The sequence below is a fragment of the Gluconobacter cadivus genome (genome assembly GCF_015244745.1).
GTDB classification, from domain to species: domain Bacteria; phylum Pseudomonadota; class Alphaproteobacteria; order Acetobacterales; family Acetobacteraceae; genus Gluconobacter; species Gluconobacter cadivus.
This window is the reverse complement of the sequence record NZ_JABCQI010000008.1, coordinates 166,184-190,234: the sequence shown is the minus strand read 5'-3', so window position 1 is coordinate 190,234 and position 24,051 is coordinate 166,184. Positions and strand designations below refer to the sequence as shown.

Sequence of the window (24,051 nt, the reverse complement as noted above, 5' to 3'; positions counted from 1 at the left end):
TACCCCGTTCCAGCAGGATGGCAGCTCTCCGCAGTACGGTTACGATACGATCATGCGTCAAAACACCATGGCGCTGGCGCACTATCTGGCAGCCCATTCCATCGGCGGCGTGGATGCGCTTCCGAACTACTGGATGGTCGGCCAGTATTCCAATTCGGCCGTAACAAACTCCATCGGAAACGAGACAGACCCTGAAAGCATTTCGCGCGTGACGCTGGATCTGCTGTCTGCGGGTATGGTTGACGCGACGAATCTGACAGCGCGTGCTGCTGGAGTTATGTCGGCGCAGAAAGGGATCTGCCCTCGTATCACGGCGTTCGCCAACGGACAGACCAGCACGCCGACCCTGGCCGCAACACAGGGTCATGCGACGGCCCCGGCATCGTCAGGTCGCTATGGCTATGGGGATGTCGTCGACGGTTTGCGGATCGATCCCGACCAGGGGCTCCAGTTCATCGACAATGTCTATAAGGCGTCTTCGACGGCGGCTCCGATGAAGGTAAACGGCATCGATGACAGTTCAGGCAACCGGGGGCTGATGTGGGCAAATCGCAATTTTGAAGAAATGGGCGACGGGTATCATTTCAGGACCTGGAATGCCGGGATCAACGGCTTCAATCCGGACGGCACGCCCAGGATCGATGCCACGCAAGGCAACTCCGAAGTGTGGGTGGACTATGCCGGCGGTCATTTCACCTTCGCCTTTGCCAGCAAAAACGTCTATCAGGCCGCGCTCGACCTGACGCTCGACAGTGCGAAATTCACTGTCCCGGTGGAGTTGATCGGGTTCCCTAAAGCAACAATTCTGGGCCTTACAGGTTCAGAGGAAGGAATGATTATCAACGACAGCGATGACCATGTGCCTGTCATTTACGAAAACGGGAAATGGTATCCGATCCAGCTTGGGGCCGCTTTGCAATAAGCGCCCCCTGATCTCTGGCTAAGATGCTCTTCCAGGCCCGTATTTTCAGAGACTTTCTCCAGAAATCCGGGATGTTGGTTTTTTATGGGTGAGCTTCCGCATATGCGGCGGCGGCGCCGAACAGTCCCGGTTGTGGGTGGGTGATTATTTTGACCGGCATTTCGGTCATCATTGTCTCGAAACGCCCTTTTGCGACGAAGCGTTCGGCAAATCCGGAATGGCCGAGGCTGTCTGCGAGGCGGAGACCCAATCCGCCGCCGATGACGACGCCTCGTGCTCCGTGCGCGAGCGCCAGATCGCCGGAGACTGCGCCCAGGCTCAGGCAGAAGCGTTCCAGTGCGGCAACGGCCAGGGTGTCCGAGCCGTCGAGGGCGTTCTGCCACAGGGTGCGATTGTCACGCAGGGTAATGGGCCAGCCCTGTATTTCCGCAATGACTTCATACAGATTGGTCAGGCCCGGACCTGAGACAATCCGCTCTGCGGAAACGCGGCGAAAGCGCAGACGCAGGGCTTTGAGAATTTTGTCTTCCAGTTCGTCGAGGGGAGGATAATCCAGATGACCACCCTCGGTTTCCATCACGAAATACCGGTCGTTGCGACGGAGGAGGCACGCAGCACCCAGTCCGGTTCCCGGCCCTACAATAGTGATGGCACCTTCGGTTGGAAGGTCGATATCCGGTCCACACAGATGTTTCATACAGGATGAATCGACCTGTGCCACGGCATGGGCCACAGCCCCGAAGTCATTGACCAGCACGAAATTATCGAGATGCAGGCGCGCGGCGAGCTGGCTGGGCTGGATGATCCACGGATTGTTGGTCAGTTTGAGGATTTCTCCGCTGACCGGACAGGCGACCGCAATACCGGCTTCGCGCGGCAAGTCACGATTCAGGGAGCGGCCGAATGTTTCCCAGGCCAGCGCCAGACTTCCATGTTCCGCACATTTCAGTGTCGTGGCCTCACCTAACGTGATGACCTTGCCATCCTCGATGGTCGCGATTGCAAAACGTGCGTGCGTTCCACCGATATCGACGGCGACGATTTCCCTCATGGCACCTCAAGTCCTCTGGCGATGCTGGCCGACGGCCTGCGCTTTTTCCATGTGCAGCAGTTGCCTACCGGTTCCTCCGCGTCAAGTTCCGGATGTGATGGAATTCGTAATTCAGCGAGCGGGCCGCTGTCGGACTTCTGCGGTTCGTAGCAGTCGGTGAACGATGGCACGCGGCACGATCATTTCAAGAAACCGGGCTATGGCGAAAGGCCAAGGGAAAAGCAGGTGCGCCCTTCCTTGTCCGATGGCGCGTGCGATCATGCGGGCAGCGCGTTTTGAGGAGACGAGAAAGGGTCGCGCTCCTTCGAGCCGCTGACTCATCGGCGTGTCGACATAACCGGGAGAAATCAGGGTGACAGAGACATGATGAGGGGTCATGGCGGCATGCAGGGCCGTGCTGAAGCGTGCCAGACCGGCTTTTGAGCCGCTATAGGCCGTTGCGACCGGAAGATCATGGAATGCCGCGACGGAGCCTACCAGTGCGATCCGGCCTTCTTTTCGAACAGCCATACGTGAGGCCATTTCGGTGGCAAGGGTCGCAGGGGTTGTGAAGTTGACAAGAGAGATGTCGCGGACCTGTTCGGCTGTTTCCGTCAGGGCGCCTTCGGGGCGGATATCGCCCAGCCCGGCTCCCAGAATCAGAATATCGATTTTCTGCGCGTCGTCTGTTTTTCGCAGAGCATCCAGAGCATCGTCCGTGCGGCACAGATCGAGGGACAGAATGTCTGCCGAGGCGCCTTTACGGACGACCTGTGCGGCAATGTCTGCCAGCCGTTCGGGATTGCGGCCCCAGAGTGTCAGATGAGTTCCCGGACGGGCGTAGTGAAGCGCCAGAGCGGCGCCGATCCCGCTGGATCCTCCGGTGATGAGGACGTGAAACGGGTCGCTGGAAGAAGAAACAGAAGTCTCTGGCATGGAAAACCGCTTTATTCGTGGTCGGATCGGGGCTGGAAGGGTATAGCCCTCCCATGCAACAAGATGCGACCCCGTGCCGTACTGGCACATCAGCCCGCTGGACGGGATGTTTTTTTCGATCAGAGGTACACCTGCCATTATGACACTGCCCGACAGGACTGACATCCCTGCGCCGCATGATGATCTTGTGGTTCGGCCAGTGACGACGCGGGCTGATCTCAAACTGTTTACGACGCTTCCGCGTCGTATCTACGCCGGAATGACGGGCTTTGTCCCTGCTTTCGACATGGAACAGGATGATCTGCTGAACCCGAAAAAAGCGCCGATTTTCCGCCATGCGAGCATCCGCTACTTTCTGGCATGGCGTGGAAACACGGCTGTGGGGCGCATTGCAGCAATCGTGGACCATCGTGCCATTGAGCACTGGGGCATGAAAATCGGCTGTTTCGGCGCGCTGGATGCTGTTCCTGAAGGCAGCGTCGTCAGCGCACTGCTGGAGACGGCCCGGAGCTGGCTGCGTCTTCAGGGCATGCAGACAATGCGCGGGCCGGTGACGCTGAGCGGCAATGGCGAATCCGGCCTGATGATCGAAGGGCAGGACCAACCCCTGATGGTCGCCATGCCCTGGCATCCGCGCCTGATGGGGAAACTGGTTGAAGACGCGGGCTATACGCCCGTTGAAGACCTTTTGAGCTATAAGCTCGATCTTGATGATCAGACGGAATCGCGTTTCAAGGTTCCGGGCGATCTGAAAATTGGTGAAGGCCGACTCGGCTCCATTGCCATCAGGCGTCTGTCGAAGAAGCAGATTGCCGAGCAGGGCGAAATCCTGCGTCAGCTTTACAATGATGCCTGGAGCGACAAGTTCAATTTCGTACCCCTTCAGGATTACGAGATGAAGGCCATGATCAAGCAGCTTGGTCCGGTTCTTCGTCCTGAACATTACGTCCAGATCGATCAGGATGGTGAACCCGTCGCCATGGCGCTGGTGGTTCCCAATCTTTACGATATTGCCGGTGATCTGGGTGGTGCGCCCTCGCCTCTGGGTTGGGTGAAGCTTGCGGCCCGTCTGACGACGCATCGCTTTCATTCGGCGCGAGTTATTCTGCTCGGTGTAACGCAGCGTCTACGTGGCACCGTTCTGGGGGCACTTCTGCCGTCTCTGGCGATTGCCGAACTGATGCGTCGCCGGAAGTCCCTGCCCTATTCCTGGGTGGAGCTGGGCTGGATTCAGGCTTCTGACTCCAACATGCGCAATCTGGCAGAAAGCATCGTGCCCGAGCCTTACAAGCGCTATCGGCTTTATGAACGGCCGATCGACGATCCGGCCTGAAGGCTAGGTTTGTTACAGGGTGGCTTCAGAAATGCTGCCAGCCACCCTGTTCGCGCGCAATATCTTGCCCTGTTGCGTCCAGAAGTCTGACGCCTCGTCCCGTTTGCACTCGACCAATACGATGGACCGGGATTCGAGCACCTTTGCATACAGACTGAAGTACACGTGATCGTTCGGGCGGGCATGTGAGGAGCAGTTCGTAATCGTCGCCACCACACAGCCGTTGCATGAGCCAGTCCTGCCCGAGCGATGCGGCAGCCTCCGAAGCAGGAACGGCTTCCGATTCGATAACGAGCTGGACGCCGGATTCTGCTGCGATATGGCCGCAGTCCTGCACGAGGCCGTCTGAGATATCCATGGCTGCGTTGACAATGCCGTGAAGATTTAAGCCGGTTCTGGGCTGAGGCAGGCGGTATCGTGTGGCCAGAAAGCCCGACGGATCCTTGAGCCTGCCCTGAAGCACGAGCAAGCCCAGAGCGGCGTCTCCGATCGTGCCGGTCACCCAGATATCGTCGCCTGCTCTGGCGGTGTTGCGGCGAAGCGCTGTGTTCTGTTTGAGAAGTCCGAATACAGTTGCGGACAGAACCAGTGGCCCAGAGATGGAGGTGGTATCGCCGCCGATCAGATGCACACCGTAGTGGTGCTGGTCTTCTGCAAGGCCGTGCGAGAATGCAGCAAACCAGCTTTCGTCGTGTCGCCCTCCGCGTGGGACGGTTACGTTCAGCGTATAGGCATGAGGCCGTGCGCCCATGGCCGCCAGATCGGAGAGGTTGCACCGCAACAGCTTGCGACCGAGAGTTTCTGGTGGGTCATCCGGAAGAAAATGGACGTTCTCGACCATGGTGTCGGTCGAGATGGCGAACTCCTCGCCTACGGGACAGCGCATCAGTGCGCAGTCATCCCGCAGGTCGAGCGCTTCCGGTCCGGCGAGTGGCCGGAAATGACGGGCAATGAAGCTGAACTCGCTTGATCCGGCGTCTTCGGAATCCGATCTGCCCGTCATGAATCAGGCGTTGCCGTCATTACCGCTGCGGCTGAGAGTATCGAGGATGCCATTGACCATCTTGGGTTCGTCGCCGGAGAAGAAGCCGTGAGCGACGTCCAGATATTCGTTGATGATGATCCGGTCCGGTGTGTCCGTGCCGATCAGCTCAAAAACGGCACCACGCAGCAATGCACGCAGAACAGGGTCCAGCCGCGGCAGTGGCCACTGTTCGGGCAGAACGGCGCTCAGTTTTGTATCGATATCATCCTGTCGACGGGTGACGCCAAGGACGATTTCCTGAAACAGCTTCAGGTCGGCATCTGGGATATGGCCGTCTTCGAACAGGGCCGTGGAACTGACGCGGCGATGACGAATGAACTGGCTGATGACGGTTTCCGCCGTGTCGCCGGACTGTTCGCACTGGAACAGCGCCTGAACGGCCGCGACACGGGCGATGGTCCGGCTGCGGCGCGTCGGGTTTGTGGCGGGGGCGTCGGTAACGGTCATGGTGTCTCCTGGGAGTCGTCGGGGTGCGGCATGTCTGCTCCCCCGGGAATAGGTTTCATGTCGGCGAGGATTTTCGAGAAGGCCTCGACCTCGCGGAAGTCGCGGTAGACGCTGGTGAAGCGGACATAGGCCACACCATCCACTTCGCGCAATGCGTCCATCGCAAGCTGACCGATGCGATGGGAAGAAATTTCATGCTCCCCCGAGGCTTCGAGCTGCCGGACCAGTCCGTTGACCAGCTGTTCCTGACGTTCCTCGGGAACCGGACGCTTGCGCAGGGCGACACGAATGGAGCGTGCCAGCTTGTCCCGATCAAAAGGAACGCGCCTTCCGTCCGCCTTGTTGACGGAAAGTTCGCGGAGCTGAACGCGCTCGACGGTCGTAAAACGCTGCGTGCATGCTGAACAGACGCGCCGGCGACGGATGGCAACGCCATCTTCCGTGGAGCGGCTGTCCTTGACCTGGGTATCGTCATGTCCGCAAAAAGGGCAACGCATTCGCGATCCTGAGAGTTCGGGCCTTGTCGGGGCCGGGTAAGTGGGCGCACTTTACCGGATGATGCGTTCTGGCCCAAACGGGGCCTTACACGAGACTGCCTACATTCACGGGAGACTGTCGTTGAAACGGGTATCTGTCCTGACCGCCCTCTTTGTTTTCTCTGCGTCGCAGGCCTTCGCCCAGCAGTCCCTTTCAGGAACTGCGCCACCGCCGGATGCCGCTCATGATGCGGAGCGCGTTGTCGTTCTGGACGGGACGTTCCGCCCTTCGGCATATTTTCCAGACCGTGGGGCGGGTTACTTCACGATTCGCAACGACGATAGCGTGGATCACCTCCTGAAGGGGATTTCATCTCCGCTCTGTCAAAACGTGGTTGCACATCATACGAACCAACAGCAGACCGAAGGGGCGAATGACCTCTTCACGCATCTGGCTCTGCCTCACGACTCCACGATGATTTTCCCGCGCTCGGGCTATCACATGATGTGCATGGGTATCCGGCAGATGCCTGCCGTAGGGAGCAAAGTGCCCTTCACTTTCGATATTCTCAACGGCGGCAGCATCACTGTCAGCTTCACGGTGACGGGGCCTGACGAACTGACCCATGACTGAAGTTTCAGTGGGCTGAGGCAGGCTCGCGGATTTCCCGCAGGACAGTCAGGACGGCGGTTCCGTAGCGATCCAGTTTCGAGGCGCCGACGCCTTTAATGCAGCCCAGCCCGTCCCGGCTGTCCGGTTGTTCGCGGGCGATATCCCGCAGGACGGAATCGTGGAAAATGACATAAGGCGGGATTTCCTGTTCCCGCGCTTCAGACAGGCGCCACTGTCGCAGGGCATCGAAATACGGCTTTTCATCCGCTGAGAGGCGGTCGTTTTCCGTATTGCCGTCAGAGCCCGCGCTTGCCGTCAATGCAGCTTTAGCTTCGAGCCTGAGCGCGACACGTTCCTCACCGCGCAGGATCGGGCGGGCAATCTCGCTCTGGAGCGCCAGACTGCCATATTCACCATGCATCCGGATGGCGCCCCGTGCGATCAGTTGTCGGATGACGGCACGCCACCACTGTTCGCTATGCTCTTTGCCGATGCCGAATACGGAAAGATGTTGGTAGGCATTGCGCTCGATCGTCTCGTTCGTCTTGCCGCGCAGGATATTGGAGAGCTGGACCGCACCAAGGCGCTGGCCGGTGCGATAAATCGCGGAGAGGACCTTCTGGGCCGCCTGTGTGCCGTCGAAGGTCGAGACCGGGTTGATGCAGTTGTCACAATGCCCGCAGGGCTGGGCAAGGTTCTCACCGAAACACGCAAGAAGCGCCTGTGTGCGGCAGCCAGTGGTTTCGGTGAGCGCGATCATGCTTTCCAGCCGGGCCTGCATCACGCGTTTTTCGTGGTCGGGGGCGGCGGATTGTTCGAGCCAGTATCGCGCCCGGGCCATGTCCTCTCCGCCATAAAGCAGGAGAGTGTCGGAAGGCTCGCCGTCGCGCCCTGCCCGTCCAATCTGCTGGTAATATGCTTCCGGCGATGAGGGCATGTCCAGATGAACGACGCAGCGCACGTCGGGCCGGTCGATGCCCATGCCAAAGGCGATGGTCGCGACGATCACCATTTCTTCGCCGGAGCGGAAGCGCATCAGGGTGGCGCGTTTTTCGATGGCAGACAGGCCTGCATGAAACGGCAGAGCCGTCAGTCCTTTGTCACGCAGCATTGTGGCGACGCGCTCGGTCTTGTTGCGGCTGCCGCAATAAACGATGGAGGCGCCTTCGCGATGGCTTTGAAGCGTTTCGAGAAGCTGACGGCTCTCGCTGGCTTTGGCGCGGGCTTCCACGATCAGGTTGGGGCGATGGAAGCTCGCCATCAGAACCTGTGCGTCGGGCATGCCCAAGGCGTTCAGGATATCGTCGCGTGTTCTCGGATCGGCTGTGGCCGTCAGGGCAATGCGCGGAACGCCGGGGAACATCTCAGGCAGGCTGGCAAGTGCGCGGTATTCCGGACGGAATTCATGCCCCCAGGCCGAGATACAGTGTGCTTCGTCAATGGCGATCAGGGAAATCCGGCGCTTAGACAGGAAATTCGCTGTGGACGGCTGAAGCAGGCGTTCGGGGGAAATATAAAGAATGTCGATCCGGTTGTTGCGCAGATCGCTCTGGAGCTGTTCGCGTTCATCCGGTTCAAGCCCGGAATGCAGGGCGGCTGCCCGAACTCCAAGTTGCCGCAGACCGGCCACCTGATCGTCCATCAGGGCGATCAGGGGTGAAATGACGAGACCCATCCCATCCCGGCAGAGCGCAGGAACCTGATAGCACAGGCTCTTGCCGCCGCCAGTCGGCATGAGGACGAGAACGTCTTCGCCCCGCATGACCGTTTCGACGGCCTCCTGCTGGAGGCCGCGAAACCCCGAAAATCCGAAGATTTCCGCCAGAACGTCCTCAGGAGACAGCGCTGTACCGGCACCCGCCTGATCGGGAGGCGTGGCCTGCGATTCCGTCATTTCTGCTTCCGGATCAGAGACCCGGAACGATGGTGATGGAAACGCGGCGCAGGGCGACGTGCGAATCTTCAAGCTGGCTTGGTGTGTAGGGCGTCATTTCGATCTTGGCGCCGTTGATCCCGTCACTGCTGAGCTGTGTGGCAACAACCTGCGCGCGGCTCGTGGCCAGTTCCTTCAGAACTGCAGCATCACCATTCACCCCGGCAGAGCCAGAAACGCGGACGACCGTGGCATGTTCAGCGCGGGCTGCTGCTGCGGCCTTGGTGACGACAGCCTGTGCGACAGGGCTGAGTGTGACGGATTCACGGTCGAAGAAAACGACGTAGCTGTCGCGCGTGGGCTGTTCGGCGCATCCTGCCAGCGCAGCTGACAGAACGAAAACCGGGGCCGCGATGCGGATGAGGGAGAGGAAACGTGCCATGGCGTAGCGTCCTGTCAGGGTGGAAAGGCGTGAAGCTGGGGCGGCGCACAGCCGTTCAGCATGCACTGGAAATAACCTGTCCGTCTTCCAGACGCCAGATGCGGTCAAGTTTTTCCACGCCTGTCAGACGATGCGCGATCAGCAGAACGCTTCGCCCTGCGGTCGCGTTATTGAGCGTTTCGAGAAATGAGCGCTCGGTATCGGCGTCCAGCCCTGTTGCCGGCTCGTCAAGAACGAGAATGGGCGCATCGGACAACAGGACACGCGCCAGAGCAATACGGCGCCCCTGCCCGCCCGAAAGTTTCGAGCCGCCTTCGCCGATCCATGTCTCAAGTCCGTCAGGCAGGCTGCGAACGACATCCGCGATCCGGGCCTGTTCTAGAGCCGTCCAGAGAGCTTCTTCGGAAATATTTTCTCGGCCAAGAAGCAGGTTGCCGCGGACCGTATCATCAAACAGGTGGCTGGCCTGTGACAGCCATGCGATCTGGGAGCGGAGATCGCTGTCGCGCAGGGTGTTGATGTCAGTCCCGCCCAGCAGGATCTGGCCCTGAACAGGAGATGCGGCCTTGAGGATCAGCGCGGCCAGACTGGATTTTCCAGCTCCGGAAGGCCCGATCAGCGCCGCGCGCTCTCCCTGACGCAGGGTCAGGCTCAGATTGTGGAAGATCGGCGCCCGATCCGGTGTCCAGCTGAACGTCACGTTTTCGAGACGCAGATCCCGTCCGGCCGGTAGCGGTCCGTTGCCTTCTGGAGCGGGGGGAGCCTTATCGGCAATCTCAACGATCCGCTGGGCGGCGTGGTTGACCTGTCCGCTCAGCAGACCGGCCCGTGCCAGACCTGTCACGCCTTCGAGGGCCGTGATGGCAACGAAAAGCGCTGTAAGGCCAGCGACTGCGGGTGCCTGCGGGAACAGGAGTCCAGCAACCGCGCACAGGATGATGGCGATGCCCCCTTTAGCGATCAGGCCTGCAAAACCCTGCATGAGCGCCATACGGGTCTGCTGGCGGCGCTGGGCCTTGAAGAGGGTTTCCTGCCGCTCCGTAACGACCGCGGTGAGGACGTCTTCCGCACCGAACGCACGTGCCTCGCGAAGGCCCGAGGTCAGATCGAGTGCAGCAACCCGAAGCTCGGATTCTGCATGCAGGATGTCCGGCCCGAAACGTTTGGACAGGTGCGCGCCCATCAATGGAAGAACGAAAGCGAGAACGGCAAAGAGTGCGCCTGTCAGCAGCCCGGCCTGTGTTCCTGCTTTCATCCAGACGATCGTGGAGATTGGAAGCGTCAGCAGCGCTGAAACCAGCGGGACAAAAATTCGCAGATAGAGGCTGTCGAGCGTCTGGACGTCGGACACGAGGCGGGACAACAGATCCCCCGAACGCTGGAAACCCAGCCCTGCCGCAGCGCCATCAGCGAGTTTGCGATAAAACCAAACCCGCAGATCCGCCAGAGCGCGGAACATGGCGTCATGAGTATACAGACGTTCCACATAGCGCAGGACGATCTGGGCGGCACCGGACAGGCGCAGAAGAAGATAGGCGGCTCCAACGCCGATCGCAGCGCCCGCAAGACGACCACCTGCCTGCCCCATTAGGGCCAGTCCCGCACAGACGGCCAATTCGGCAATGATGATGCCTGTGATGAGACGCGTATATTGCGGACGCCAGACCTGAAGGATTCGGGAAAGCGCTGTTTCGCTGCGTGTTTCCGGGCGCGTGGGCAGTGAGGCACTCATGCGGCTTCTCCCGTAAAGGCGATGGCGCGGCCACCATCAAGGACAAGGTGGCGTCCCTGAAACTGTCGGGCCTGTGCGGAATGGCTGCAAAGAATGACAGTCCGGCCTTTTGCCAGTTCTTTCAGGCTTGCGAGGATGCTGGCCTCGGTTTTCGGGTCAAGATGGGAGGTTGGCTCATCCAGCAGCAGAAGCGGCGAGTTTTTGAGATAGGTGCGGGCAATGGCAATGCGTTGCGCCTGACCGCCGGAGAGACCGAAGCCGCCCTCCCCGATCCGCGTTTCCAGACCGTCCGGCAGGGATGAGAGGTACTGATCGACGGCAGCCGCGGAAATGGCATGGTTCAGTTCGTCGGTCGTTGCATCGGGCTTGGCGAACAGGATGTTCTCACGGATGGTCCCGGCAAACAGGACCGGCTTCTGACCGATCCAGCTGATCAGGGAGGAAATCTGTCGCGGAGAAAAACCCTGCATGTCCTGACCATCAAACAGGATGCGCCCCTGTGAGGGGGAGACGAAGCCGAGCAGCAGTTCCAGAAGCGTGGATTTCCCTGCTCCGGAGGCACCTTCCAGAATCAGTGTCTCACCTGCGGCAAGAACGAAGCTGATATCGTGAATGACCGTGCCGCGCTGCTCGTCCCATGCAAAAGAGACATTCTCTGCCGTGACGGAGATGCCGCTGTCGGCATGGAGGATATCGGGAGTGGTGACTATCCGTTCGGTTAGCGGGGCCAGTTCATGCATGGCTTCTGCGGCGGCGGTGGCGTGCGCACGATCCTGATAAGCTGCTGAAAGTGCCCGGAACGAGGCAAACGCTTCAGGAACCAGAAGAACGGCGTAGAGCGCGCGGGTCAGGACGGCGTTGGACGGATGCCCCATGAGGGTGTGGGCCTGCGTTACGACGATCAGCACGAGTGCCACGACCATCGCCACATCCGTGGTTGCGGAAGCAAGAAAGGCGATCCTCAGGACTTTCATGGTCCGTTGGCGCAGATCGTCGGCACTTTTCGCCAGAGCCTGTGTCTCGCGTTCAGTTCCGCCTGAGAGAACGATGGTCGCGATCCCTTTCACGCGGTCCAAAAAACGCGTCTGAAGGCGTGCCATGGCCAGAAACTGTTTGCGGGACGCCACAGCTGTGGCGATTCCGAAGACGGCTTGAAAGATGGGGAGGACGGCGCAACAGGCAGCGAGGATCAGGCCAGCCTGATGATTCTCGAGGTAAACTGCGATCACGACCAGCCATTGAGAGACCAGCCAGAGCGACGCGGCAGGCAGCCAGCGCGCAAAGTAGCCGTCGAGCGCTTCGATCCGGTCAACCAGCGTTGCGGCGATGGCTGCGCTGTGGTGGCGACGCAGAAGAGCTGGTCCTTCATTGAGGATACGATCCAGCACTTCTTTTCGCAGACGGCGGCGACCCTGAATTCCGGCGGATATGGCGGTCATTTCCTGCACGGTCGAGAGAATGACCCTGAGGAGGCAGGCCAGAAGGAAGGCGACAATCGCCGGACCGATACTGTCCGTGTCGTGTGTCAGCACTGAGGCGAGCGTTCGTGCCAGCGCCCAGGCCTGCAGGAGTCCCAGCAGGGTTGAGAGCAATCCTAAACATACTACGACAGAGGTTCGGGAGCGGCTGGCGCGTCCCTGTGCCTTTACCCACGCTTTTGCGATTGTCTTGTCGGCCTTCATGACCCCTGCATATAGGTCGCAAAAGCGCGACAAGACAGTGCCTCGAGCAATTCTTGCAGCTTATTTAGAGTTTTTTGTGGTTTTAAAGGGAAAACCTGGGGCTGCTACGTGATTACCGCACCGAGTCTTCGTCGTGATTAATGGCCTCGCGCGCCATGGCGAGTGCCGTAAGGGACGGGCGTTCTGGAATGAAACGCAGAGTGTACCAGGTTCCGTTTTCATTGCTGACCGTCATGTCCGCATTGATTTGTCGGGCAAATCCACGAATGAGCTGCATACCGATCCCTTCCCTACGCGTCCGGGACTCGCTGGCCTGACCGGCATCAATGCCAATGCCGTCATCACCCAGCTTCAGTTCTACCAGTCCTTCTTTGTCCGGATCTGGCGGTACAACTTTGTGAAGGGCAATGACGATACGTCCTGCCCGCTCGCCTGGAAACGCATATCGCAGGGCATTGCTGAGAACTTCCGTCACGATGAGCGCAATCGGTACGGCCTGATCGGGTGAGATCAGGACATGTTCGATATCAAGCCGGAGTCGGATACGGGTCTGAGCATTCATGCTGTTGGCTGACAGCAGAATGCTACAGAGTTCTTCAAGAAAGCTTTGGACGTCCAGAGCGGAAAGGCCGTTTTCCGAGTAGAGATAACGATGCAGGGTCGCGAGTGCTCTTACACGGTCCCGTACGAGGCGGAATTCCTCACGGGCTTCGTGTGAGCGGATCCGACTTGCCTGAAGATTGAGCAGTGATGCCACGACCTGCAAGTTGTTCTTCACGCGATGATGGATCTCGCGGATCAGCATGTCCTGATTGCGGGCTGACTGTTCCAGAGCCTTTTCATGCTGGGTCAGGCGGCGTGTAGCACGCAGGAAGGCTTTTTCCAGATGCCGGATTTCAAGTGGAATAGAATGGTTGTTTCTGGGCGCGAACAGGGCGCCCCGCCTCCAGTCCGCAACGGCAAGCGCAAGTTTTTCAAGGGGATCAACCAGGAAGATACTGGCGCCTAGTGCCACGCCCAGCAGTTCAAGAACCAGAAGTCCAACAATCAGGCTGACCCGGATCAGAAAGATATTCAGGGCATGGCTTTCTTCCGCTGTGCGCTCGGTAGCGACAATCAGGCTGACCGGCCCGTAAGCGTTCTGAAAGGCATATGTAATGCCCTGATTTGTGAAAACGTCATGTTGGCTCTGGGCGGTAATATCCCGCTGAAGACGGGCCATCGCTTTTGGGGGCAGGTTGACCGATACGGGACGATCCGGAAAAAGCGAGTAGAGAGAACCATCAGGCATTGCGAGAAAATGCCGGGAATTAGTTTCCGTACCAAGAAGAAGCCGACTGTCCCCTTTTCGAAGATGGTTCTGCTGCCACCCCAAGGTCCGTATAGCTACGATATAGCCCGAAACGGAATTGTTGCTGAGAATGGGAACAACAAATTTCAGAAGTGGGCCTCGCGCGCCCTTGAGCACATCAATTCCGGCGACGGGCAGTCTTGCGGAAGCAGACATCATCGAAGGCGACGCATTTTCCGGTGAGTGACAGATCGCCGGGTCCTGAGTTGAAGGCGACGGCAGTACGACCGAGGGTCGCCCCTCGGCATCCGTCAGCATCAACAGACAGTAGTGATGCTGGGAGACCATCTGGACGAGCGCGAATTCCCGAAGAGCATTTCCGGATGAAATGTCTCCATCGGCCAGCATATCCAGAAGGGTATGGGTCTGGTCCAGATCTGTCGTGATTTCTGAAATCGCAAGCTGCGTATCGCGTTCCGTACGCAAAGCGCTATTGCCGACATTCTGCTGATAGCTGTGCCAGGCAAGCATGGACGCGATGATTGCGAGAGGAAGGGTGGTCGCAACAATCAGCGCCATAACCCGAGCGCCTACAGTATCGAGCATTCGGATATGGCGCAGCGCCTTGCGTCCGCGAAGCAGGCGGTGCCAGCGCCGCGGATTCAGGTCTGGAGAACCAGACCGGAGAACAGTCACTTGTTTCGGTCTTCCTCGATCAGTCGGAGAAGCTCATCGGGAATTGGCTCATTTGCAACATCGTCGAAAAGCTGGTGCAGACCCCGGCTCAGCCAGATACCGAAAGGTGAGTCCTGTTCCTCCCCCTTTATATCGTCGACTGAAGACTTCCGCTTGTCTCCTGCGGTCATTGGCTGGTCCCGAACCTTCCTGTGACGTCAGAAGTGCAGATTATGCACCTCTGATACTGATTATGGCGCGAACTCCGGATTCCTTTTGAGAAGCCGTTACAGGATGAACTGCCAGAAACAGTCTTACGAAAACGTCGCGTTTTCTGCAATCGCTTCCAATCCGCAATGGACTGGGATCTGCTCTCTTACAGGCAACGCATCAGGAGAGCATGAGATCCTCAGATGCGTGACCAGCGCGCCGACGGGCGTCCATCGCATCACGCAGGGCTTTGACCTTGACGCGAAGTTTGTCGTTGGTCGGAAGGTCTCCGCTCATCCAGGCTTCCAGTTGACGACGTGCCCGGAAAACGCGGCTTTTTGCAGTCCCGACAGCGCAATCCGTAGCCTCGGCCAGCTCTTCATAACTCATGCCTTGAATCACGACCATGACCAAGGCCTCGCGCTGATCGGATGGAAGGCGGGAAAGCGCCATCGACAGATCCTTCAGGGCAAGATTGTCTTCATGCGTCGCCGGGCTGGCAAAAGATGCTGCGGGCACATCATCGATATCGGTTGTTTCACGACGTTTGCGCAGGTCTGAGATGAAACGGTTACGCAGGATACGATGCATCCATGCCGAGAAATTCGTACCCGGGATGAAGCTGTTTTGTGCTGCCAGAGCGTTGCACACGGCGTCCTGTACGAGGTCTTCTGCAGCAGCGCGATTGCGGGTCAGTGAGAGGGCCTGAACGCGCAGCTTCGGAAGAATGGCAATAACCTGATCGTGGAACGTCATGGAACTGACTCCTGATTTCGTTCTGTCTGTTTTCAGGAGATCAATGAATGGTCGAATGAGAATGTTGCAGCGGGAAGAGAATAATTTTTAAAAACAGAGGGTGTCGTGTCCATATCCCCCGGAATTCAGCCATAAATCAGATGATTTTTTTTTCAGGATCCGTCTCTGGGATGTCAGTATTTTCTGCCGCTAGCTCCGCAAGCCGGGTTCTGGCACGGGAAACTCGCGCCCTCATGGTGCCAGCAGGAACGTTGCAGACCTGTGCGGCATCTTCGTAGGAGAGTTCCTGTCCTCCTACGAGGATCAGGGCTTCACGCAACAGATCCGGGAGTTTCCAGAGCAGCTCTCCCAGATCCTGAACAGCATCACGGGCATTCTGGCGGGACGGAACAGCTGTAGATGGCTGCATATCGAGTTCGATATCGAGCATGATTTCCTGCTCGCGGCTGCGTCGACGGGTCTGCTCGTAAAAAGCGTTTCGCTGTATTGTGAACAGCCATGCTTTTAGAGCTGTTCCCTGCTGGAACTGATCCTGCGACGCCAGAGCGCGCACGATCGTATCCTGCACCAGATCGTCCGCCGCAGTCGCGTCCCGTGTCAGAAAGCGCGCAAAGCCTCGCAGATCCGGAAGGGTCTGCAAAAGGCTGCTGTGAAAGCTGACTTTCTGGGAAGATGGGCCCGATTGGTGCCCTTCGGACGCTGATGTGCTCAGAAGAATATCCTTCACGCGACATTGCAGACGACCGCGCAGCCACAGACACTATACGGAGATTGGGCATCGTGTCATGGTTATTCGACCTTCATAGCAGGATGCATTCCGTTTAGGGGTGGGTCGGCAGATATCTTTTTCAGGAGGCCATGAACTCATGACTGATCTGGCGCGTCAGGAACTCGTCAAGGCACTTCCCTATGCCCGCCGTTTTGCCCGCGCTCTTGTCGGTGATCAGAAGACGGGCGATCAGCTTGTCGCCGCGGCACTGAAAACGCTGATGGAGACACATCGCAATAGCAATCTGTCCGCACGACAGGCGCTCTACGGCCTACTTGTCAGTAAGTTCACGGAGCAGCATGCAGGGGATGCTGCGGTGGGTATGCCGCTACGTCAGCGCGCTCTTCTTCTGCTAACGTCGCTTGAGGAACAGTCTCTCTCCTCCAGCGCGCAGGCTCTTGGCCTAACTGAAGAAGAGGCTGCGGCTGAACTCAACAAGGCCCGGGCTGGCCTTCAGGGAATTGCCCAGACCAGCGTTCTGATTATTGAGGACGAGCCGATCATCGCCATGGATATTCAGGATCTGGTCGAGCGCTGTGGTCACAAAATTGCAGGCGTGGCGCATACCGAAGCGGATGCCGTTGAATTGGCTGCAAAAACGAAACCCGGCCTCATTCTTGCGGACATTAATCTTGGTGGCGGCGGAGACGGTATGCAGGCCGTCGGGCGCATCCTGCGGACCCATGAGGCGCCGGTCATTTTCGTTACGGCCTATCCCGAGCGTCTGCTGACGGGCGAAACGCAGGAGCCGTCTTTTGTCATCACCAAGCCGTTCGAGCCGATGACGCTGGCTGTCGCGACCTATCAGGCTGTCACTGGTGGGGTCACGTTCGTCTGATGGCATAATTTGGAGTGGGGTGGCTTGCGGCGGGTGCTCCGCTGCGACACATAAGAAGCCATGTCGGCACCCATCCTCTCCCTTCAGAATATTACTTTTACTCTTGGCGGACGACCGCTTCTTGATGGCGCAGAGCTTGCTGTTCTGCCCGGTGAGCGTATCTGTCTTGTCGGACGCAATGGCTCCGGAAAATCCACGCTGCTGAAGATTGCTTCGGGCGATATCGTGACGGATTCGGGCAAGCGTTTCGTGCAGCCCGGCACAAAGGTCCATTATCTCGCGCAGGAGCCGGATCTTTCGCGCTACGCCACGACTTTCGATTATGCATCTGAAGGTCTTGATGAGACCGAATCTTACCGTGCACGCTCCATGCTGGCGGAACTCGGGATGACGGGCGAGGAAAGTTGCCAAAGTCTTTCGGGCGGTGAAGTGCGGCGCTGCGCCCTCGCCCGCGCTCTTGCGGCCGAGCCTGATCTGCTGCTGCTGGACGAGCCGACCAACCATCTGGACCTTCCGTCCATCACATGGCTGGAAAAGGAACTGTCTGCCTCCCGTTGTGCGATGATCGTTATCAGCCATGACCGCCGCTTGCTGGAGACTTTGTCTCGCAGTGTCGTCTGGCTGGAAAATGGGGTGACGCGGCGGCTCGATCAGGGGTTTGCCCGCTATGAAACCTGGCGCGATGAGGTTCTGGAACAGCAGGAGCGCGATGCGCACAAGCTGGACCGCCAGATCGCGCGGGAAGAAGACTGGATGATTTATGGCGTCACGGCGCGCCGTAAACGGAATGTCCGCCGTGTCGGAGAACTGGCGGCGCTTCGGGCGCAGCGTCGTGAGCTTGCCTCCCGCAACAAGGGTACGCTGCGGATGGCTGCGACTGATGCTGAAAGCGCGGGCAAAATCACGATTGCAGCAGAAGGCGTCAACTGGGCTTATGATGATCGGGCCATCGTCAGGGATCTCGATCTGAGAATTCTGCGTGGTGATCGGCTGGGTCTGGTGGGAGCAAATGGTGCGGGTAAAACAACGCTTCTGCGCCTTTTAACCGGAAAAATGGAACCACAATCAGGCACCATCAAGATGGGGCCTTCTGTTGCTATGGTGACGCTGGATCAGCAGCGGGAAAGCCTTGATCCTAGCAAAACGCTTGCTGAGACCCTTGCTGGTGGCAGTGGAGATATGGTGCAGGTCGGCGACGAAAAGCGCCATGTCATTGGGTATATGAAAGACTTCCTGTTCCGTCCTGAACAGGCTCGCACCCCGGTTGGAAAACTCTCAGGGGGAGAGCGCGGTCGGCTGGCGCTGGCGTGTGCTCTGGCCAAGCCGTCAAGCCTCATGGTGCTTGATGAGCCGACGAACGATCTCGATCTGGAAACGCTGGATCTTCTTCAGGATATGCTGGCCGATTATGCGGGTACGGTTCTGCTGGTAAGTCATGATCGTGATTTTCTGGATCGGGTTGCGAGTTCGGTTCTGGTGTCAGATGGCGGTGGTGAGTGGATCGAATATGCGGGCGGCTACTCGGACATGCTGATTCAGCGTGGAGAGGCCCCGGCAGGTCGTGAAATTCCCTCTTCTGGCGCAGAAGAAATCGCACCAAAATCTGCTTTGAAAACAGACAAAAAGACGAAAAAACTTAGCTATAACGACAAGCGGGCTCTGGACCTGCTGCCTAAGAAAATGGCTGATCTGGAGAAGAAGATTCAGGCCTACCGCGACATTCTCGCAGACCCGGAACTCTATAGCCGGGATTATGCAAAATTCGAGAAGACCACGCAGCTTCTGGAAATTTCTGAGAGAGAACTCACCCTGTCGGAAGAAGAATGGCTTGAACTGGAAATGAAAAAAGAACTTCTTGAAAATCAGTGATTTGAAAGAAATTCTTCAGCTTTTTGGTGGGGATGGAATCAGGCCGGAAAGCTCCATGATCTCTCTGGATCGCTTAATGCTGTCCGTGACACGGATGGCAGCATCCAGAGCTCTAATTCCAGCCTGCGCATCGACCAGAACGGGCGCGCCGTAAAGGCATGAGGCGGCGAAGGCCTCATGTTCGGCTGCTAGATTGTCATGGTCTTTCCAGCTTATGGCCTCACGGCGGAACCCGCCTGTGCCCGGAAGGGGAAGGCCCCGTTCACGGCCGATGAAGCTCAGCTTGCGCTCCATGAAGTCGGCAGAAAGATATCCGTCCTGTGAGAACAGTCGCATACGGCGTTCTGTTTTCAGGGAAATCCGGCTTGCGGTGATGGTAGCTACGCATCCGTTTTCAAATCTGACGCGGGCGTTGGCAATATCTTCATGCGCGCTCGAAACAGCCGCGCCCAGTGCGTCGATTTCCGCGATGGGGCTGTCCACGATCGCCAGAACGAGATCAAGGTCATGGATCATCAGATCGAGAATGACCGAAACATCCGTCCCGCGGGGTTTGTATGGAGCAATGCGGGTTGCCTCAATGTAGAGGGGCGCCTTGATCCGTTCGGTGATGGCGTGATGTTCGGCGGAGTAGCGCAGCAGGTGTCCGACCTGAAGGATTTTTCCGGTCTGTTCGGCCAGTTCAGCGAGGGCATATGCCTCGTCCAGCGTCGCGGCGATGGGTTTTTCGACCAGAACATGTCGCCCGGTTCTGAGAGCCTGACTGGTCAGGGGAAAATGATATTCCGCCGGGGCGGCGATAATGACGGCATCGACCTGTTCAAGAAGATTTTCGTAGCTTGTGGCAATTCCGCAACGAACTTCTGCTGCCACAACGGCTGCGCGGGCTGGATCGGGGTCATAAAGAGCGACAAGCTGTTCGGCCGGGTTTGCTGCGGATTTAAGGGCGTGAAACCGTCCGAAATGACCGGCTCCGACGATACCGACACGAAGGTGCTGCGCTGTATTCATGCAGATACGCTTATCAGGCGCGCTGTTTTCCGGGAAGGTCGTGCTCGTCCAAACAGGCAAAAGGTTGCATCGGCATGGCGGAAACGGCATGGTCCCGGCCAGAAAATGATCTGAAAAACGATCTGTCCAAATCCGCCGAGGACGTCTCGACCTGATATGATGTATTATAGCCGGCTCAGACTGCTGGGCGTCGCAGGCATCTGCCTGATTGGCGTGCTCCTGTGTCTGCCCAATTTCCTGCGTTCTCCCGCACCGTCCCTGCCCTGGCGGCAGATCCATCTGGGGCTCGATCTGCGGGGTGGGTCCTACCTTCTCCTTCAGCTCGATCTGAAATCCCTTGAGCATGATCGTCTGCAATCCCTTCAGGATCAGGTGCGCCAGACCCTTCTGGATCACTCTCTCGGATACCGGGATTTCGTCCGTGACGATGCGACCGCAAGCCTGAGCTTTATGCCGCGTTCGGATGCCGAGCGTGACGCAGCGTTCAAGGCCATGCAGTCCCTGCCGCCTGTGGTGCCGAACGAATTTACAACGTCCGAAAAAGACGGGCGGATTGTTCTGACACTTCAGCATGAGGCGATGCTGGCCCGTGCGCGCGAAGCCGTGGCGCAGTCCATTGAGATCGTTCGCCGTCGTATCGATGCGACGGGTGCGATTGATCCGAGCATTGCGCGTGAAGGCGACGATCGGATTGTCGTCGAGCTTCCGGGCGTCAGCGATCCCGAGCGGATCAAGAGCCTGCTGGGCACAACGGCACGCCTGACGTTCCGTCTGCTGGCTCCGAACCCGAGCGTTGCCAGCCCCGGCTCGACGATGCTTGAAGACGAGAGCATGCATACACAGGTCGCGGTTCAGGATCACGTTGACGTTGACGGCACGGATCTGACGAATGCCGGTGCAGTGATCGATCAGCAGAGCGGTGGCTGGGCTGTGACGTTCCAGCTCAACAGCGCGGGTGCAACGGCGTTTGCGAACGTCACACGGGCCAATGTTGGCAAGCGCTTTGCGATCGTGCTTGATAACAAGGTGATTGAGGCCCCGAACATCATCAGCCCGATCACGGCTGGAAACGGTCAGATCACGGGTGGCTTCAATGCGCGCAGTGCGTCGGATCTGGCATTGCTGCTGCGCGCCGGTGCGCTGCCTGCTCCGCTATCGGTGGTCGAACAGCGGACGATCGGCCCGAGCCTTGGTGCTGCGTCCATTCGTGCCGGTATCATCAGCCTGCTGACCGGTCTGCTTCTGGTCATCGTGTTCATGGTGCTGTTTTACGGGCGCTTTGGTCTGTATGCCGATATCGCGCTGTTTGCGAACCTCATCCTGATGGTTGGGATCCTGTCGCTGTTTCAGGCGACGCTCACCCTGCCGGGTATGGCCGGTATGCTGCTGACTTTGGGTATGGCCGTTGATGCCAATATCCTGATCAATGAGCGTATCCGCGAGGAAGTGAAGCGCGGTCGGGGTCCGCTTCAGGCTCTGCAGGCAGGTTTCGACCGCGCGACCGGCACGATCATCGACAGTAACGCCACGGCATTTCTGGCGCATGTCATGCTGTTCGTGTTCGGAACAGGGCCGGTGCGCAACTTTGCCCTGACGATCACCATCGGTATCGTTACGACCCTCTTTACGACCCTCCTGCTGTCACGCCTTCTGGTCGTGCGGTGGTACGCCCTCGCCCGTCCCAAAGAACTTCCGGTCTGATCGTCATGCTGTCACGTCCTCTTTTCCGTTTTGTCCGTGACGATCAGCGCATCAATTTTATGCGCGGCCGTCACATGGGGCTGATCGTTTCGGCGGTCCTTTCCATTGCTTCCGTCATTCTGTTCTTCCAACCCGGTCTGAAACTTGGGCTGGATTTCCGCGGTGGTATCATTGTGGAAGCCCAGACCCCCGGTCCTGCCGATTTCGGCAAGTTGCGGGCGGCTCTGGATCATGCCGGTATTCATCCGGACGCAGTTCAGGCGTTCGGGTCGCCGCGCGATGTTCGGATTTCGATCAACGCTCCCGAAGGTGCGGATCGCGAGGCGCAGACCCAGAAACTGGTCGATGGTGTCAAGAACGCCATATCGGCTGCTGAACCGGGCACGCAGGTTCTGCGTGCTGACGCCGTGGGGGCTTCGGTATCCTCCGAACTGTTCCGTGACGGCCTGCTGGCGCTTGGCTTCAGCCTTGCGATGATTCTGGTTTATATCTGGGTTCGTTTCGAGCGTGAGTTCGCCATCAGTGCTGTGGTGACGCTTATTCTGGATCTGACCAAAACGATCGGTTTTCTGGCCATCACGCGTTTTGAATTCGATCTGGTGATGGTTGCGGCTCTTCTGACGATCCTGGGCTATTCCACAAACGACAAGGTTGTCGTTTACGATCGTATTCGGGAAAACCTGCGCAAGTATCGGACGATGCCGCTGCGGGAGTTGCTGGACCTGTCCATCAACGAAACCCTGAACCGGACACTTGGTACGTCCATGACGGTCTTTCTGGCAGCCCTGCCCCTGGCACTGTTTGGGGGAAGCACCCTGACCGGGTTTGCGACGGTCATGCTGTTCGGGATCGTCGTAGGAACGTCCTCGTCCATCTTCATCGCAGCGCCGCTTCTGCTTCTGATGGGCGAGAAGCGGTTGCGCAAAGAGACGGACGCAGGCTGATACGGTCAGTTCTCACAAAAAAACCGGCATTCCTTAGGGGAGCCGGTTTTTTTGTGTCTGCTCTGATGGATGGCTCGTCATGGGAGGCGGCTTTTGCGGCAGATCAGCGAGAAGGTTGGAGAGCGCCTGATCGGCTTGCCTGTTTGCGGATGAGCTTTGCAGCTTCAGTGCGTTCAGGGTTGCCTGCTGTGCTGCTTTGTCCAGAGTGACCAGTCGGGTCAGTCCATCGGGTCCGATCTGTCTTGTCATGACAGCTCCCCGTGCCATGCCATGCGCGATTAGATACGCATAAAGCCGGGAATTGGGGGATGGCGGCAGTCCCGTCATTTCAGGGCGTGCCACGCATCCGGCCAGAAAGCCCCCCGCTACAAGCAGGGCTGTCGCAGAGCGCCAGACTGCGGAACGTGAGGCTTTCTGGGGTGTCATCAGGAGTTTTTCTGCGCCAGCAGGTCGCGGATTTCCGTGAGGAGAACCTCTTCCTTGCTCGGAGCCGGCGGAGCGGCAGGAGCTTCGTCGTGTTTGCGGCTGAGTTTGCTGAGGATGCGGGTCAGCCAGAAAATGAAGAAGGCCACGATCAGGAACTGGATCACGGCATTGAGGAACAGGCCGATATTCACGGTCACTGCGCCTGCCTTCTGGGCTTCGGCGAGCGTGTCTTTCACCGGTCCTTTGAGGGTGATGAACAGGTTTGAGAAATCAACACCGCCGGTGAGAAGGCCGATGAATGGCGTCAGGACATCTTTGACTGCACTGCCGACAATCGCGCTGAACGAGGCACCGATCACGACACCGACGGCCAGATCGAGCACGTTGCCGCGCATGATGAATTTCTGGAAATCGCTGACCCAGCCCGGAGTGTGCAGGGTGTGTTTCGTCTCGCTCATATCAAACCTTTCTTGAGATCCGTGAAGCCACGGTTGCAGGCCTGACATTCGAGCCCGCTTTCATTGCAAGGGATAAACGGACTCACATGATCCAGTAAAGGCTACTTTCATCTGGAAGCGGTTTCCGTTATACGCGCCTGATGATTCGCTCCGGTCGGCATCGGAGCTTTCTTTATGGAGTAGATATTCATGAAATCCGGCATCCATCCTGACTACCACGAAATCACCGTCATCATGACCGACGGGACCGAATACAAGACGCATTCCTGCTACGGTGAGCCGGGCGCGACGCTGCGTCTCGACGTTGATCCGAAGTCCCATCCGGCTTGGACGGGTGTCCAGCGTATGATGGATACCGGAGGCCAGGTTGCAAAGTTCAACAAGCGCTTTGCAGGCATCGGTACGCGCACGAAGTAATTCGGCGCCCCTCCTCCCGCCTCCTCTTGAAGGCGGACAGGTCGGAACCTATCTGGAGGATCAGCCGCGATGCCGTTCGGGTCGTGGCTGGTTTGACCACAGCATTTTGCCATATCGGGAAATGCGCCAGATGATTCCTGCCAGAAGGAGGTTTC

Annotated in this window: 24 protein-coding genes; 8 read left to right on the top strand and 16 right to left on the bottom strand. The window is 58.3% G+C overall.

Annotated features, from left to right (window positions below; genetic code table 11):
* Positions 1-922 (top strand): hypothetical protein (locus HKD28_RS12720; RefSeq protein WP_194268634.1); only part of this gene is annotated, 922 nt, incomplete at its 5' end.
* An 82-nt stretch (positions 923-1,004) separates the two neighbouring features.
* Here HKD28_RS12720 and glk read toward each other — a convergent pair.
* Positions 1,005-1,973, bottom strand: a complete 969-nt coding sequence (gene glk, locus HKD28_RS12715) for a glucokinase (protein WP_194268633.1) — start codon at positions 1,971-1,973, stop codon at positions 1,005-1,007.
* Between the two features lie 111 nt (positions 1,974-2,084).
* On the bottom strand, positions 2,085-2,888 hold the full coding sequence (locus HKD28_RS12710; RefSeq protein ID WP_194268632.1) for an SDR family NAD(P)-dependent oxidoreductase: 804 nt from the start codon (positions 2,886-2,888) through the stop codon (positions 2,085-2,087).
* Positions 2,889-3,027: 139 nt separating this feature from the next.
* Here HKD28_RS12710 and HKD28_RS12705 point away from each other — a divergent pair, with 139 nt between their 5' ends.
* Positions 3,028-4,221 carry a hypothetical protein gene (locus tag HKD28_RS12705; RefSeq protein ID WP_194268631.1) on the top strand — a complete coding sequence of 398 codons (1,194 nt, stop codon included), beginning with the start codon at positions 3,028-3,030 and terminating at the stop codon, positions 4,219-4,221.
* 25 nt (positions 4,222-4,246) lie between these two features.
* Here HKD28_RS12705 and thiL read toward each other — a convergent pair whose 3' ends face one another.
* Genes thiL through nrdR form a run of 3 tightly spaced genes read right to left on the bottom strand, consistent with a single transcriptional unit; the run spans position 4,247 to position 6,210 of the window.
* Positions 4,247-5,224, bottom strand: coding sequence for a thiamine-phosphate kinase (gene thiL / locus HKD28_RS12700; RefSeq protein WP_194268630.1), 978 nt, complete (start codon positions 5,222-5,224; stop codon positions 4,247-4,249).
* A 3-nt stretch (positions 5,225-5,227) separates the two neighbouring features.
* A complete protein-coding gene (gene nusB, locus HKD28_RS12695; RefSeq protein ID WP_099286571.1) occupies positions 5,228-5,713 on the bottom strand; it encodes a transcription antitermination factor NusB in 486 nt (161 codons plus the stop codon).
* The gene (nrdR, locus tag HKD28_RS12690; RefSeq protein ID WP_194263307.1) at positions 5,710-6,210 is read right to left on the bottom strand and encodes a transcriptional regulator NrdR; all 501 of its coding nucleotides are present in this window, start codon (positions 6,208-6,210) and stop codon (positions 5,710-5,712) included. The genes nusB and nrdR overlap by 4 nt, the downstream gene beginning before the upstream one ends.
* Before the next feature lie 121 nt (positions 6,211-6,331).
* Here nrdR and HKD28_RS12685 point away from each other — a divergent pair, with 121 nt between their 5' ends.
* Positions 6,332-6,823 carry a copper chaperone PCu(A)C gene (locus HKD28_RS12685; RefSeq protein WP_235993461.1) on the top strand — a complete coding sequence of 164 codons (492 nt, stop codon included), beginning with the start codon at positions 6,332-6,334 and terminating at the stop codon, positions 6,821-6,823.
* Positions 6,824-6,827: 4 nt separating this feature from the next.
* Here HKD28_RS12685 and recQ read toward each other — a convergent pair whose 3' ends face one another.
* From recQ to HKD28_RS12645, 8 genes are all read right to left on the bottom strand, one after another.
* Positions 6,828-8,696 carry a DNA helicase RecQ gene (gene recQ / locus HKD28_RS12680; protein WP_194268628.1) on the bottom strand — a complete coding sequence of 623 codons (1,869 nt, stop codon included), beginning with the start codon at positions 8,694-8,696 and terminating at the stop codon, positions 6,828-6,830.
* 13 nt (positions 8,697-8,709) lie between these two features.
* Positions 8,710-9,117, bottom strand: coding sequence for an OmpA family protein (locus HKD28_RS12675; protein ID WP_194268627.1), 408 nt, complete (start codon positions 9,115-9,117; stop codon positions 8,710-8,712).
* 55 nt (positions 9,118-9,172) lie between these two features.
* Positions 9,173-10,849, bottom strand: coding sequence for a thiol reductant ABC exporter subunit CydC (gene cydC, locus HKD28_RS12670; protein WP_194268626.1), 1,677 nt, complete (start codon positions 10,847-10,849; stop codon positions 9,173-9,175).
* Entirely contained in the window at positions 10,846-12,531 is a 1,686-nt protein-coding gene (gene cydD, locus HKD28_RS12665; RefSeq protein WP_194268625.1) for a thiol reductant ABC exporter subunit CydD, read from the bottom strand. The genes cydC and cydD overlap by 4 nt, the downstream gene beginning before the upstream one ends.
* A 112-nt stretch (positions 12,532-12,643) precedes the next feature.
* On the bottom strand, positions 12,644-14,428 hold the full coding sequence (locus HKD28_RS12660) for a sensor histidine kinase (RefSeq protein ID WP_194268646.1): 1,785 nt from the start codon (positions 14,426-14,428) through the stop codon (positions 12,644-12,646).
* Positions 14,429-14,514: 86 nt separating this feature from the next.
* The gene (locus tag HKD28_RS12655; protein ID WP_194263301.1) at positions 14,515-14,688 is read right to left on the bottom strand and encodes a NepR family anti-sigma factor; all 174 of its coding nucleotides are present in this window, start codon (positions 14,686-14,688) and stop codon (positions 14,515-14,517) included.
* 199 nt (positions 14,689-14,887) lie between these two features.
* The gene (locus tag HKD28_RS12650; RefSeq protein ID WP_194263300.1) at positions 14,888-15,463 is read right to left on the bottom strand and encodes a sigma-70 family RNA polymerase sigma factor; all 576 of its coding nucleotides are present in this window, start codon (positions 15,461-15,463) and stop codon (positions 14,888-14,890) included.
* Between the two features lie 136 nt (positions 15,464-15,599).
* Positions 15,600-16,103, bottom strand: a complete 504-nt coding sequence (locus tag HKD28_RS12645; protein WP_268898564.1) for a sigma-70 family RNA polymerase sigma factor — start codon at positions 16,101-16,103, stop codon at positions 15,600-15,602.
* 226 nt (positions 16,104-16,329) lie between these two features.
* Here HKD28_RS12645 and HKD28_RS12640 point away from each other — a divergent pair, with 226 nt between their 5' ends.
* On the top strand, positions 16,330-17,070 hold the full coding sequence (locus HKD28_RS12640) for a response regulator (RefSeq protein ID WP_194268623.1): 741 nt from the start codon (positions 16,330-16,332) through the stop codon (positions 17,068-17,070).
* 60 nt (positions 17,071-17,130) lie between these two features.
* Positions 17,131-18,939 carry an ABC-F family ATP-binding cassette domain-containing protein gene (locus tag HKD28_RS12635; protein WP_194268622.1) on the top strand — a complete coding sequence of 603 codons (1,809 nt, stop codon included), beginning with the start codon at positions 17,131-17,133 and terminating at the stop codon, positions 18,937-18,939.
* Between the two features lie 15 nt (positions 18,940-18,954).
* On the opposite strand, the gene HKD28_RS12630 is transcribed toward HKD28_RS12635, so the two are convergent.
* Positions 18,955-19,950 (bottom strand): Gfo/Idh/MocA family protein, encoded by a 996-nt coding sequence (locus tag HKD28_RS12630; protein WP_194268621.1) that lies wholly within the window; start codon positions 19,948-19,950, stop codon positions 18,955-18,957.
* 159 nt (positions 19,951-20,109) lie between these two features.
* Between HKD28_RS12630 and secD the strand changes: the two genes are divergently transcribed.
* Positions 20,110-21,651 carry a protein translocase subunit SecD gene (secD, locus tag HKD28_RS12625; RefSeq protein ID WP_099286790.1) on the top strand — a complete coding sequence of 514 codons (1,542 nt, stop codon included), beginning with the start codon at positions 20,110-20,112 and terminating at the stop codon, positions 21,649-21,651.
* Between the two features lie 5 nt (positions 21,652-21,656).
* Complete coding sequence (secF, locus tag HKD28_RS12620; RefSeq protein ID WP_099286582.1) at positions 21,657-22,595, top strand: protein translocase subunit SecF; 939 nt, start codon at positions 21,657-21,659, stop codon at positions 22,593-22,595.
* 33 nt (positions 22,596-22,628) lie between these two features.
* On the opposite strand, the gene HKD28_RS12615 is transcribed toward secF, so the two are convergent.
* Positions 22,629-23,021 (bottom strand): hypothetical protein, encoded by a 393-nt coding sequence (locus tag HKD28_RS12615; RefSeq protein WP_194268620.1) that lies wholly within the window; start codon positions 23,019-23,021, stop codon positions 22,629-22,631.
* Positions 23,021-23,479 carry a large-conductance mechanosensitive channel protein MscL gene (gene mscL, locus HKD28_RS12610; RefSeq protein WP_194263293.1) on the bottom strand — a complete coding sequence of 153 codons (459 nt, stop codon included), beginning with the start codon at positions 23,477-23,479 and terminating at the stop codon, positions 23,021-23,023. The genes HKD28_RS12615 and mscL overlap by 1 nt, the downstream gene beginning before the upstream one ends.
* Before the next feature lie 189 nt (positions 23,480-23,668).
* On the opposite strand from mscL, the gene rpmE reads away from it, so the two are divergent.
* Positions 23,669-23,896 carry a 50S ribosomal protein L31 gene (rpmE, locus tag HKD28_RS12605; RefSeq protein ID WP_062028708.1) on the top strand — a complete coding sequence of 76 codons (228 nt, stop codon included), beginning with the start codon at positions 23,669-23,671 and terminating at the stop codon, positions 23,894-23,896.
* Positions 23,897-24,051: the final 155 nt, after the last annotated feature.